Raw genomic sequence first — 12,594 nt, 5'->3', positions numbered from 1 at the left:
AAATTATTTATAAATCACGAACTCCTCCATCGGAATTCTTACTTTTTTCATTTGGGCAAGCCAATCATTTTTTTCATCGCGATATCCTAAATAAAGCAATGTTACACTTTTCAATCCCAATTCGCGAAGTCCTAAAATTTCATCTACCACTTCATTGCTGAAACCTTCCGCAGGAGTACTGTCGATTTTCAATTCTGCAGCTTGTGCCATTGCCAAAGCCAAAGAAATATAGGTTTGGCGGGCGGTATGCGCAAAATGCTGATCTGGAGTTTGCGCTCCGTAGATTTCTTTTAATTTATCGGTGTAGCTGCTGAATCTGCCTTTTGGTAAATCTCTAACTTCGGTATGATAGTCGTAAACTTTATCAATTTTTTCGTCAGAATAGCTGTCCCACGCTGCGAAAACCAATACGTGTGAACTATCTCTCATCACTTCTGGGTTCAGCGCTCCGGCTACCATTTTTTCTTTTAATTCTTGGTTTTCAACTACGATCACTCTGAAAGGTTGAAGTCCGGAAGAAGTTGGAGCCAATCTGGCTGCTTCTAAAATGCTGTTCAAATCTTCTTTTGAAACTTTTTTGGTTGGGTCATACGCCTTCACTGCGTGTCTCCATTGTAGATCTTCTAATAATGACATTGCTATTTTATTTTAAATTAAGGGTAAAATTCTTTTTGATTTTAGGTTTTCTTAAAAATCATGGTGCAAATGTACAACCAAATTAAATTGCGCACAATACAATTGTAATAAATACATAGTAGATAAAATCTATCAGTCGAAAAACAGAAGGCACGGATTTGAAACCCATGCCTATTTATTATCTTTAAAAAGAAAGATTCAACAAGTTCTTATAAATAAGAGCAGCAAGTAAAACTGGCAAGGATTGCCGATCTACATCTTAAAACAACATACAGCAATAATGATGATTAGCCAGGCGCAAAGTTTCCTACCTTTGCCCAGTCATGCAAGCTAAAACCAACTTGCTCCGTAAGAGTAATATCTTAGTAGCATTTCTGAAGCAGAGTTTCCATGAGCGCCGTAGGTGCGACATCTTAATAATGACAACATGAGAGAAATAAAATTCCCAAAGTCAATCCTTTCCCGTAGCCATTTGCTTTAATACCGGTAATCTAAGATATAAATAATTTCTTAAAACAACCACACGATGCAATCGTGCGAATCTGCGAGATATCAATAACAATCTCACGGATCGATCAGATTCAGCAGCTTGCTTTTGCTAAGTGAAACGCCTTTGCGCCCTATTAAAAATAATGCTAGTCAATAATCTTTGCGTTCCTTGCGTAAAAACAAATATCACTTCATGAGCATTTTTACGCTAAACCCAATGTGTAGTGTCATAAAAACAGAATGCAAGCCAACAACCCTTGTGCACCTTGTGTTAAAAAAAGAACCAAGAATCAAGTATCTGATGTCTGAAATCTGCTATCTGAAATCTTCCACCCTCCTTTTTCTCTCTTTTGAATAACTTAAAAAGAAAAAACTTTTGTGACTTTTGTGGTTAAAAGAACCAAGTATCTGACATCTGAAATCTGCTATCTGAAATCTTCCACCTACCCACCAAATACATTCATACAAAAGAGTTCACAACCCGATATTCAAAAAAAAATCGGTAATTTGCAGCCGAGAAAAAATGAAGCTGTAAAATGAAATTATGCATTGCCGAAAAACCAAGTGTTGCAAGAGATATTGCAAAAGTATTAGGCGCAGATATGCCTAAACAAGGCTATTATGAAGGTAATGGATATTGCGTAACCTGGACTTTCGGGCATCTTTGCACCTTGAAAGAACCTCACGATTACAGTCCGCATTTCAAATCTTGGGATCTCATCTATCTACCGATTATTCCCGAGCAATTCGGGATTAAATTAATTCCCAATTCCGGAATTGAAAAACAATTTAAAACCATTGAAAAATTAGTAGCAGAATGTGATGAAGTCATTAACTGTGGTGATGCCGGACAAGAAGGGGAACTCATTCAAAGATGGGTATTGCAAAAAACAAAGTGCAAGAAACCGGTAAAAAGACTTTGGATTTCTTCATTGACGGAAGATGCCATCAAAGAAGGTTTTAACCAACTGAAACCCGCCGAAGATTACCAAAATCTCTATCTCGCCGGGAATGCGCGTGCAATTGGCGATTGGCTTTTAGGGATTAATGCAACCCGACTGTTCACCCGAAAATTCGGCGGAAACAAAGGCGTTTTATCGATTGGAAGAGTGCAAACTCCTACCCTCGCGATGTTGGTTCAGCGACAAAAAGAAATTGATGCTTTCGAAACCGAAGAATATTGGGAACTGAAAACCAAATACCGTGAAGTAATTTTCAGTGCGGCAATCGATCGCCTTAAAACCAAGGAAAAAGCAGAAAAAGGATTAGAATATTTAAAGCAAAACCTTTTCGAAATCGTTTCTTTTGAAATTAAAGAAGGCAAAGAAAAAAATCCCCGATTATTCGATTTGACGGCGCTTCAGGTGGAAGCCAACCGAAAATATGGCTTTTCAGCAGAAAACACACTCAAATACATCCAAAGTATATACGAAAAAAAGCACACCACTTATCCGCGCGTCGATACCACTTACCTCTCCGAAAATCTTTACCCAAAGATTGCAGAAATTCTACGTTCGATGAATTTTTATAGGGAATACACTGCCCCACTTTTGGAACAGCCGATTCCGAAATCCAAAGCGGTTTTTGATGACAGTAAAGTAACCGATCACCATGCGATTATTCCTACTGAAATTCCGCCTACTTCCAATTTAAGCAAAGAAGAAAAACTGATTTATGATTTGGTTGCGCGCCGTTTTATAGCGGTTTTTTACCCGGAATGTAAAATCTCAAACACCTTGGTGGAAGGCAAAGTGGGAACCGTTCCTTTCAAAGCCAATGGGAAGCAGATTTTAGAACTCGGGTGGCGAAAAATTTATGTAAAAGATAAAAATGAGGATGCCGACAAGAAAGAAAAGGAAGAAGAACAGCTGATTCCCGAATTTAAAGCGGGTGAAACAGGCGAACACTTTCCGCTCATTCATCAGGGAAAAACGAGTCCACCAAAACCTTACACCGAAGCTACACTACTCCGCGCTATGGAAACCGCCGGAAAACAAGTGGATGATGAGGAACTTCGCGAACTCATGAAAAGCAACGGAATTGGGCGTCCTTCCACACGAGCAAACATCATCGAAACCCTCTTCAAAAGAAAATACATTGAAAGGAAAAAGAAAAACTTGATGGCCACAACCACCGGCGTAGAACTGATCGACACCATCGAAGACGAACTTTTGAAAAGCCCCGAACTCACCGGTGAATGGGAATTTAAACTAAGAAAAATCGAAAAAGGCGAATACGAAGCTTCCCAATTTAAGGATGAATTGATTCAAATGGTCACCGATTTAACACGAAAAGTAATCAGCGAAAAAGCCAAAATTATTTCTTTTCAAAACGAAGAAAAAGATTTGCCAAAAAAAGAAAAAGCACCCCGAAAAACAGTTGCAATTCAATGGGAAGACGAACAATGCCCGAAATGCAAAGAAAACCCATTAGTAAAAGGGAAAACCGCAATCGGTTGCTCCAATTATAAAAACTGCGATTTCAAGATTCCGTTTGTAGTTTTCGGGAAGAAAATTACAGAAAAACAGATTTTAGATTTAATTTCAAAAGGAAAAACCACAAAACTGAAAGGCTTCACTGAACACCCCAATCAGCTTTCTGAAGGGATTCTATCATTAACCGAAAATTCAGGTTTGGAACTTAATGCTTAATTTTTTTCTTTAAAATTGAAAAGAAATTCATCGTTTTTAATCAATTTTTAAAGATTCAAATTCAAAAATATTACCTTTGTAGAAACTTCGGCGGAAATTATTATTTCTAATTTTAAATAACAAAATAACAAAGGATTTCAAAGTTCCTTTCTAACTTAAATATAATGACAATAGACAAAAACCACGTAGTAGCGCTTCATTACACGCTAAATTCCGTTGAAGAAAATGGAGAAAAAACTTTCATTGAAAAAACTGATGCTGATCAACCTTTCGCATTTTTATACGGAGTGGGAATGATGTTGCCAAGGTTTGAAGAAAACCTTCACGGTTTGGCAGCCGGAGATAAAAAATCGTTTACCATTACTCCGGAAGAAGGTTATGGCGAAAAAGCAGAAAACGCGACCGCACAATTGCCTGTAGCAATGTTTGAACAAAGCGGAATGCCACCTTTGGGTGTAATTTTGCCTTTGCAAGATCCTGAAGGAAACCAGGTAAATGCTGTAGTTATCGAGGTTACGGATGAAGCTGTAATCGTAGATTTGAACCATCCGATGGCAGGAAAAACTTTACATTTCGATGTGGAAGTGGTAGCGATAAGACCAGCAACTGAAGAGGAACTTTCTCACGGTCACGCACACGGAATCGATGGACATTCAGGACATTAATCGTATTTCAGAATAACAAAAAAAGCTACGAATTTTGTAGCTTTTTTTATGTAAATAATTCTAATTTAAGGATTGGTAGAGAAAATAGATCCGTTGGCGATCAACGCTCTTCGGTTCATTTTCAGGATATCTCTCACCCATTCTGCGAAATCTTCAGGTTGCAAAACTTTCTCAGGATTTCCGTCGGTAAGCCCACCCTGAATCGACATATCGGAAGCAATGGTACTCGGAGTAAGTGTAATCACACGGATGTTTTCCTTTCTCCATTCCGCCATCATCGATTGAGATAGAGAAACCACTGCAGCTTTGGATGCTGCGTAAGCCGACATATTCGCACCGCCTTTCAAACCAGCTGTTGACGCCACATTCACGATATCGCCTTCTCCTTTTTCTTTCAAATAAGGATGAACCGCTTGCGCCGCATAATACACCCCGAAAAGATTGGTTTTGAAGACTTGTTCCCAGGTTTCAGAGGGCATTTCTTCCAAAGTTCCGAAGTTTCCAATTCCGGCATTATTAATCAAAATATCAACTCCATTTAAGTCTTTTACCAAAGCATCAATTCCAGTTTTTACAGCCGCTTCATCATCAATACTGAAAACGGAATACGCTGCATGAACGCCTAATTTTTTTATTTCTTCTACAGTATTTTTCAGGTTTTCTTCATTTCTTCCGGTAATCCCGATGTTGACTCCTTCATTAGCCAAAGCCAATGCTACAGCCTTTCCGAGACCTCTTCCGCCGCCTGTCACGATGGCGTTTTTTCCTTTTAAATTCATAATATTTTATTTTATTTTATTTTATTTTAAAAGACAAATTTACGCATTACTGCTGCATCATTGTAATTTTCAGTTAAAGAAATTCTGAATACAGAGATTGAAAATTTGCATCAAAAATGCTTAAGTTATAAATTGAAAATTCAGTTAATTTCTCCAACTTACTTTTTCCTTTTCTACGAAATCAATTTCAGGATTTAGTATTTCCGTAATCACATTTTTTATAGATTTCATAGGCGTTTTCAATTGGTTGATTGAAATTTCATTATTCCCGAAAATGTGGAGATTTTGAACTCCTTTGTTTACTTCCGCAAAACTCCAAATTCCACATTCTACGAAATTGTCGGGATATTTCTTCTCGTTCAAAACAAAATAGGCGTAAACACAAAGTTGCATCGCTTGTTTATAATCTTCCCGGAAATACAATTGTTCCAATTTCTCTTCGTCTTCTGGTTTTTTGGGTTCAGAAATCGAAAGGTTTTTGGTTTTCGCAGTTTTAAAGTCAATGATTCTTAAGTTTCCGTTCAGCCGGTCAATTCGGTCGATGAAACCGTAGAAAAATACTTGATCGGTTTGCTCCTCATCAAGATAAAAACCAATGTTTTCGAAATTTCCTTCTACACTCAAAATTTCCAGTGTATTTCCGTTTTCAATGAGTTTTCGGTCATATTCCAAAACATTTCGTACTACCCTTTCCGCAATCGATCGGTGAATATAATTCATCCCTTTTTCGTAGAATTCAACCTGATGTTTAAGCTTTTCGATCGAAGCGTTGATTACTTCATTTAATTTTTGATCTGAAAGATTTAAATCATTATCTGTTAATATTTTACCAATTAAGTTTTCATAAATTAGTTGAAGTGAATAATGAACTAGATTTCCGTAACTTCTTTGGGATAATTCTTCTTCCATTTCGGTCGATTCTTTCGTGTTGAGAATTTTGGTCAAGTAAAAATCAATCGGATTATAGATATAGGAAGTGAGATGCGATGCGGAAATTCTCCTTTTCCAATCCTCCAACTTTTCTTGAACTTTAGCCGTTTTTTCAATGCGGATAGGTTCCTGAGTAATCGGATCAGAAGTGTTTTCAATGATGATATTTTCGATTTCGTGATGAGGATCTTCAATCTCCATTTGCGTTATAAAACGGCTTTTTTCTCCTGTATTTACCCCGGAATTTAATGCGTTAAAAAGCAAATGAACATTCTTAGAATTCTGAATCAAACGATAAAAATGGTACGCATAAATACTGTCATTTTCTAAAAAAGTATGCAATCCAAAATAATTTCTTACATCAAACGGAAGATAAGTATTTTGGGTATTTCCTAATGGTAATTTTCCTTCATTGGCAGAAAGTAAAATGATGTTTTCAAAATTTAAAAGCCGAGTTTCCAAAAGTCCCATCACCTGCAAACCTTGCAATGGTTCTCCTTGAAAATCAATAGTTTCTGAATTGATAAGTTGGTTAATCAAAACTTCCAAAGTATCCATTTTGATGTCGAATGAATAAGGAGAAATTTGATTTTTAATGATTTTGAAACTCTTCTCAAAATGAGAAATATTTTCATATAAAATGTCATCCAAATCTCTGAATTTCAATTGATAACAAAAATCAATCAGCAAGTCGAGAAACTCAATTACCGAATCTGGTTTGGTGAAAAGTTGAACATAAGAAAGTCGGGAAAGAAGCTCTTTCAACTGATTTTTAGAGATATAAACGATATTTCTCTCCTCAATTCTCGCTTTGAAAGCAGCAATGATCTGTTGGTCGTAGTGATCGTTGGGAAGCTCCTCTAAAACCGAGAGAACATCGTTGTAATAGTACGAAGAATCCTTTTTTTCCAATTGCTTTTGAAGATAAAAAATTTGCTTCATTGCATTGCTGAATCCCAAATTTTTCAGCGGAAATCCCATCGTAATATTCAGGTGATCTACCGTACTCATCGCTTCCAGACTCGCCGGAAGAAGGTTTTCATCCAATAAAATCACTGCGGTATTTGACAGATTTTGATCTTTTAATTCCTTGAAAATCTCCGGAAGTACTTTGGTTTGGGTGATATTTCCGGAAACTTCGTAGGTTTTGATATTTTTAGGTTGAGCAAAGTCGTTCTCAATCCATTGAAAAGTACGACTATCATTGAATTCTTTCCAGGTTTTGTGTTGTCTTAAGAATTTTCCCGCTTCTTGTCTGGTATCGTTGATGTAATATTCGTCGGCTTGAAAGAAACATTGTGCTTTGTCCCATTGCAAAAGACTTTTCACCAATTTTTCTTCTACGGGAGTGAAAGCATTGAAACCACAAAAGACGAATTTCTTCTCAGTTTTCAGTGCGAAGTCTTCTATTTTTTCATTCGCCGATTCGTGAATCATTCCTGAAGTCGCCCAATTTTTTTCGTTGAGTTTTTTCTTTAAAATCGGAAGAAAAAGATTCATTTTCTGCCAGAAATTCAGGAATTTTCTTCTCGGAATACCTTCGGAATCACCGAGGTTTTCGGACCAGTTTTTAATCCTTTCTTCATCAAACATATATTGCAAAACCGCTTCATCTTTTCCGGAAAATTTCAAAATATCGTCCCAATCTTTCAAAAGCGTCGGGAACCATTTCAAAAATCCGGCAAAATCTTCGGAAGGCTGAATTTCTCGATAAATTTCGAAGGCAAAAAGCCATAGTCCAATTCCTTGAACAGGTTGTTTTTCGGAGATTTCTTTAATTAAATCTTCAACGGTGAAAAAATTTGGCAAAAAACCCGAATATTGTTTCTCTTTGAGGATTTTTTTGATGAAAACAATCGGCCTTTTCCCCGGAATTACAATGTTGAATTCGGATAAATCGGAAGTTTGCGAAAGCAGTTCGGTGATAATTTTGTTGAGAAATTTCATATTGCATATAAAACTGAAAAATAAGAAAATTAAAACAAAAAAGCACCAGAAAATTGAATTATTCTGATGCCGAGTTCATTAAATTTTAGGGAGAATTATTCTACCACGATATTTTTTTCAATCCAAATATTTTCTCCGGAAGCGTTGGTTCCATTCCAGAATTTAAAGGAGAAAGTTCCGGTTTGTTGCGGCCTGAAATTGATTTGAGAAGCCTTGGTAAGCAATTCGCCACAAGTTGCTGTAGTTTTAAATTTATAAGAACTCACTTCCCTTTCGAGTTGGTTCGTATGCAGATAATCGTAGCCGTAAAAACCTTCACAATTGGCCGAATAATTTGAATACGTTTTAATGGTTTGGGTACTGTAAACATCCATCGTGTCTTGCGGAATGGTCACACTGTCGATTTTTAATTGCTCCACATTGGTGATTTCATCGCCTTCAATACGATCATTACAACTGCTGAGCATGAAAACTGAAAAAGCAATAACCGCAAATTTGTATAGTTTTTCCATCGTAAATAATACTTAACCGTTAAACGTCACCTATAGGTTTTTTATTATCTCAAATTAAGAATTAAAGTTTCCTTTCGATAAATACACTACTTTTTTGGTTTCGAAGAATTCACTTTCGAAAAAATTCTGCAGGGAAAAAATTTCACATTTTAAACCAGCCAATTCCTCTGCCAAATCGCCACCTTTCAGGTAAAGAACGCCGTTGTGTTTCGGGTTAAATTGTTCTTTTTCGAATTTCCCTTTCAGCCAACGAAGAAAAACCGGCATTTGCGTAACGGCGCGGCTTACAACAAAATGAAATTTTTCCTTCAAAGATTCGGCTCTTCCGTGGATTGCGGTTACATTTTTCAAACCGATTCCTGCGGAAACTTCTTTCACTACGGTGATTTTTTTTCCGATGGAATCAATTAATGTAAACTGAACTTCCGGAAACAAAATAGCCAGCGGAATTCCCGGAAAACCGCCTCCAGTACCGATGTCCAGGACTTTTGTATTCGGGGCGAACTCCATTACTTTTGCAATTCCCAATGAGTGAAGAATATGTTTTTCATAAAGAGATTCCATATCTTTTCGGGAAATCACATTGATTTTTTCATTCCATTCCTGGTAGAGCTCCTCGAGTTTTGCAAACTGATTTTTTTGTTCTTCGGTGAGGTTGGGAAAGTATTTTTCGATGAGTTCGACTGCCATTTCATTATAAATTTGCACAAATTTAAAAAAACAAGTTTAGAACTTTGCATAAAAAATTTATCTTTGGGAATCTTAACAATATTTATGGAAAAATACTCAGCACGTCTGAACAGATTGAGCTTTTCACAAACTTTTGTGATGAGCAACAAAGTTCGCGAGATGAAAGCCAACGGAATTGATGTGATCAGTTTAACCCTCGGTGAACCCGATTTCGATGTTCCACAGGACATAAAAACGGCTGCTTTCGATGCGATTAACAATAATTTCAGTCATTACTCCCCTGTTCCGGGGTTTTTGGATCTTCGACAAGCCATTTGCGACAAACTGAAGCGCGATAATAATTTGGATTATCAACCTTCACAAATTTGCGTTTCGAATGGCGCAAAACAATCAATCATCAATGTTTTAGCATCCATTATCAATGATGGGGATGAAGTGATTTTACCGGCTCCATATTGGGTAAGCTATGATGAAATGGTGAAAATGATGGGAGGAAAATCGGTTTTTATTGAAACTTCAATTGATAATAATTTCAAAATGACCGCCGAACAATTGGAAAAAGCAATCACGCCGAAAACCAAAGCGTTACTCTATAGTTCTCCTTGTAATCCGTCCGGAAGTTATTACCGATACGAAGAACTTGAAAAAATTGCTAATGTGGTAGCAAAATATCCACAAATCACGATTATTTCTGATGAAATCTACGAATACATCAATTACGACGGAAAGCATACTTCGATTGCCGAATTCCCTCAGGTTTATGAACAAACCGCAGTAATCAATGGAATGTCGAAGGCATTTGCGATGACTGGATGGAGAATTGGTTATTCCGCTTGTCCAACTTGGTTGGCAAAAGGTTGCGAAAAAATCCAGGGACAAATAACGAGCGGCGCTAATACAATGGCGCAAAAAGCATCGGTAACGGCTTTGAAAACGGATCCATCAGAATACCGTTATATGATTGATGAATTCAAGAAAAGAAGAGAAATTGTATACGAATTGGTGAAGGAAATTCCAGGTTTTAAAGTGAATTATCCGGAAGCTGCTTTTTACTTTTTCCCGGATATTTCTTATTATGTCGGAAAAAATTTAAATGGAAAAACCATTAATGACGCGGATGATTTTGCGATGTTCTTATTAGAGGAAGCTCATGTAGGAACCGTGGGCGGCGTTTCTTTCGGAAATTCTACCTGTATTCGTTTTTCTTATGCGGCTTCGGAAAACGAGCTAAAAGAAGCGATGAGAAGAATTAAAGATTGTTTGGAGAAAGCTACATTAAGATAATTCCTCAAAAATCTTGAAAATAAAAAAGCGGATCGATATTTCGACCCGCTTTTTTTATGTTCAGAAAGTATTAAAATTTAATAATATCTTTCATTTTTTCATTCTCTTCGTTCACCAAATCGTCGTCAACAAGAATTTTCCCACTGTGTTCATCGATGATGATTTTCTTTCTTTGTGCAATTTCCATTTGCTTTTGTGGAGGAAGCGTGAAGAAAGATCCTTTCGGAGCGCCTCTTTCCAAACCTACAACTGCTAAACCGGTTGGAGTATTTTTACGGATTCTTTGGTAAGAAGCCAATAATCTTTCATCGATATTTTTAGCAAATTCGTTGGATTTTTCAAGTAGAAAATCTTCTTCTTTCTGAGTTTCAGCAACAAGATTCTCCAACTCTTCTTTCTTGAATTTCAAGTGATTTTTTAGTTCACTGATTTTGGTATTCAGTTCTTCTAAAGTTTCGTTTTTATGAGAAATTTTAGCTCCAAATTCTTTGATTTTTTTCTCGGCCAATTGAATTTCAAGATCCTGGAATTCGATTTCCTTATCAAGAGCTTCAAATTCTTTGTTATTTCTTACCGTATCTTGCTGAGATTTGTATTTTTCGATTAAAGATTTCGCATGATTGATCACTTCGTGTTTCGTGTTGATCTCGTCATTCTGCTCTTTAATTTCGTTTTGAAATTTATCTGCTCTTTTTTCAAGCCCTTCAATTTCAATTTCCAAATCTTCCACTTCAATTGGCAATTCGCCTCTTGTATTGCGGATTTCATCTAATCTAGAATCGATAATTTGTAAATCATAAAGTGCTCTTAGCTTATCTTCAACTGAGATTTCTACAGGTTTTTTAGCCATATTTTTATAAAAAATAGTTTACAGGATTGGTTTTCTCAACAGATTTTGAGACTGCAAATTTAGGAAAAATTTCCGATAATATTTCAATTATTTGTTGGGCTACGAATTGTTCAGATTCAAAATGCCCGATGTCGCAGATCAGCATTTTGCCTTCACTCTGGAAAAAGTCATGATATTTCATATCTCCGGTTAAATAAGCATCACATTTTTGGGATTTCGCCGCCTTGATTCCGCTGGCTCCACTTCCACCCAAAACGCCTACTCTTTTGATTTTTTTTGAAGTAAAATCGGAATGACGAATCACTTTTAACTTAAATTTTTCTTTCACAAAAGCTAGAAAATCAGCTTCTTCCATTTCTTCTTTTAAATCGCCGAATCTTCCTAATCCCGTATAATGATTTTCATTATCAAGGTTGATGAGTTGATAGGCAACTTCTTCGTAAGGATGCGCCGTTTTCATTTCGTTAATGATTTGATGCTGTTTTTCATTTTCTAAAATTACCGAAATCATCACTTCATCTGCGAGTTCACGAACATTTTTTGTTCCCGAAAAAGGATTTGAACCTTCCACAGGCCTGAAAGTTCCGTTTCCGGAAACTGTAAAACTGCATTCATCATAAAAACCAATGCTTCCAGCGCCGGCTTTGAAAAGTACATTTTTTAGATTTTCCGAATATTCGCGTGGTACATACACTTCGAGTTTCTTTAAATTGTTGGTTTTAGGCATCAAAATTTTCTGATTTTCCAATCCCAATTCTTTACAAATTCGATAATTTACTCCGAAATAATCGTTATCGAAAGCGGTATGAATCGCATAAATCGCAATTTTGTTTTCAATGGCTTTCAGAACCGCCTGTTCTACATAATTTTTGCCTGTAATGGATTTTAATCCTGAAAAAATGATGGGATGAAAAGTGACAATCAAATTCAAGTTTTTCGCAATAGCCTCATCGACAACTTTTTCCAAAGCATCATGGCAAACCAAGATTCCCGTTACTTCCCGCGAAGGATTTCCGCAGAGTAATCCTACATTATCAAAATCTTCGGCTTGGGAAATCGGAATTTTCTTCTCGATTTCAAAAATCACCTCGTTTACTGTCATTTTCTTAAGTTTGTGACGAAATTAAGAATTATTTATCTAAATTTAATTTTCAATAACAA

The 12,594-nt window shown here is 36.5% G+C and carries 10 protein-coding genes; 3 read left to right on the top strand and 7 right to left on the bottom strand.

The features are described from left to right. Positions 1-3: 3 nt before the first annotated feature. Positions 4-636 carry an NAD(P)H-dependent oxidoreductase gene (locus NOV28_RS03270; RefSeq protein ID WP_255927532.1) on the bottom strand — a complete coding sequence of 211 codons (633 nt, stop codon included), beginning with the start codon at positions 634-636 and terminating at the stop codon, positions 4-6. Between the two features lie 1,025 nt (positions 637-1,661). On the opposite strand from NOV28_RS03270, the gene NOV28_RS03265 reads away from it, so the two are divergent. Continuing rightward, positions 1,662-3,776: a type IA DNA topoisomerase gene (locus NOV28_RS03265; RefSeq protein ID WP_255927530.1), complete on the top strand. Its 2,115-nt coding sequence runs from the start codon at positions 1,662-1,664 to the stop codon at positions 3,774-3,776. 164 nt (positions 3,777-3,940) lie between these two features. After that, complete coding sequence (locus tag NOV28_RS03260; protein ID WP_255927528.1) at positions 3,941-4,441, top strand: FKBP-type peptidyl-prolyl cis-trans isomerase; 501 nt, start codon at positions 3,941-3,943, stop codon at positions 4,439-4,441. A gap of 65 nt (positions 4,442-4,506) precedes the next feature. On the opposite strand, the gene NOV28_RS03255 is transcribed toward NOV28_RS03260, so the two are convergent. The 4 genes from NOV28_RS03255 to rsmG form a co-directional block, all read right to left on the bottom strand. Next, positions 4,507-5,220: a 3-ketoacyl-ACP reductase gene (locus NOV28_RS03255; protein ID WP_255927526.1), complete on the bottom strand. Its 714-nt coding sequence runs from the start codon at positions 5,218-5,220 to the stop codon at positions 4,507-4,509. A gap of 144 nt (positions 5,221-5,364) precedes the next feature. Then, the gene (locus NOV28_RS03250) at positions 5,365-8,097 is read right to left on the bottom strand and encodes a PD-(D/E)XK nuclease family protein (RefSeq protein WP_255927524.1); all 2,733 of its coding nucleotides are present in this window, start codon (positions 8,095-8,097) and stop codon (positions 5,365-5,367) included. 95 nt (positions 8,098-8,192) lie between these two features. Next, positions 8,193-8,609 (bottom strand): hypothetical protein, encoded by a 417-nt coding sequence (locus tag NOV28_RS03245; RefSeq protein WP_255927522.1) that lies wholly within the window; start codon positions 8,607-8,609, stop codon positions 8,193-8,195. Between the two features lie 54 nt (positions 8,610-8,663). Then, entirely contained in the window at positions 8,664-9,299 is a 636-nt protein-coding gene (rsmG, locus tag NOV28_RS03240; RefSeq protein ID WP_255927520.1) for a 16S rRNA (guanine(527)-N(7))-methyltransferase RsmG, read from the bottom strand. 84 nt (positions 9,300-9,383) lie between these two features. On the opposite strand from rsmG, the gene NOV28_RS03235 reads away from it, so the two are divergent. Further along, positions 9,384-10,583, top strand: a complete 1,200-nt coding sequence (locus NOV28_RS03235; protein WP_255927518.1) for a pyridoxal phosphate-dependent aminotransferase — start codon at positions 9,384-9,386, stop codon at positions 10,581-10,583. A gap of 70 nt (positions 10,584-10,653) precedes the next feature. Here NOV28_RS03235 and NOV28_RS03230 read toward each other — a convergent pair whose 3' ends face one another. Together NOV28_RS03230 and NOV28_RS03225 are read right to left on the bottom strand one after the other, a co-directional pair. Next, positions 10,654-11,433: a zinc ribbon domain-containing protein gene (locus NOV28_RS03230; protein ID WP_255927516.1), complete on the bottom strand. Its 780-nt coding sequence runs from the start codon at positions 11,431-11,433 to the stop codon at positions 10,654-10,656. Positions 11,434-11,437: 4 nt separating this feature from the next. After that, positions 11,438-12,535 (bottom strand): Nif3-like dinuclear metal center hexameric protein, encoded by a 1,098-nt coding sequence (locus tag NOV28_RS03225; protein ID WP_255927514.1) that lies wholly within the window; start codon positions 12,533-12,535, stop codon positions 11,438-11,440. Positions 12,536-12,594 lie beyond the last annotated feature (59 nt).

It is taken from the genome of Kaistella montana (assembly GCF_024436175.1).
GTDB classification, from domain to species: domain Bacteria; phylum Bacteroidota; class Bacteroidia; order Flavobacteriales; family Weeksellaceae; genus Kaistella; species Kaistella montana.
Note: the sequence above shows the minus strand (reverse complement) of the source record. Positions and strands in the feature narration are given on the sequence as shown.

Coding starts and splice junctions, on each gene's coding strand:
- NOV28_RS03235 (WP_255927518.1), top strand. CDS start 9,384: ATGGAAAAATACTCAGCACGTCTGAACAGATTGAGCTTTTCACAAACT.
- NOV28_RS03270 (WP_255927532.1), bottom strand. CDS start 636: ATGTCATTATTAGAAGATCTACAATGGAGACACGCAGTGAAGGCGTAT.
- NOV28_RS03250 (WP_255927524.1), bottom strand. CDS start 8,097: ATGAAATTTCTCAACAAAATTATCACCGAACTGCTTTCGCAAACTTCC.
- NOV28_RS03245 (WP_255927522.1), bottom strand. CDS start 8,609: ATGGAAAAACTATACAAATTTGCGGTTATTGCTTTTTCAGTTTTCATG.
- NOV28_RS03230 (WP_255927516.1), bottom strand. CDS start 11,433: ATGGCTAAAAAACCTGTAGAAATCTCAGTTGAAGATAAGCTAAGAGCA.
- NOV28_RS03225 (WP_255927514.1), bottom strand. CDS start 12,535: ATGACAGTAAACGAGGTGATTTTTGAAATCGAGAAGAAAATTCCGATT.
- NOV28_RS03260 (WP_255927528.1), top strand. CDS start 3,941: ATGACAATAGACAAAAACCACGTAGTAGCGCTTCATTACACGCTAAAT.
- NOV28_RS03265 (WP_255927530.1), top strand. CDS start 1,662: ATGAAATTATGCATTGCCGAAAAACCAAGTGTTGCAAGAGATATTGCA.
- NOV28_RS03255 (WP_255927526.1), bottom strand. CDS start 5,220: ATGAATTTAAAAGGAAAAAACGCCATCGTGACAGGCGGCGGAAGAGGT.
- rsmG (WP_255927520.1), bottom strand. CDS start 9,299: ATGGCAGTCGAACTCATCGAAAAATACTTTCCCAACCTCACCGAAGAA.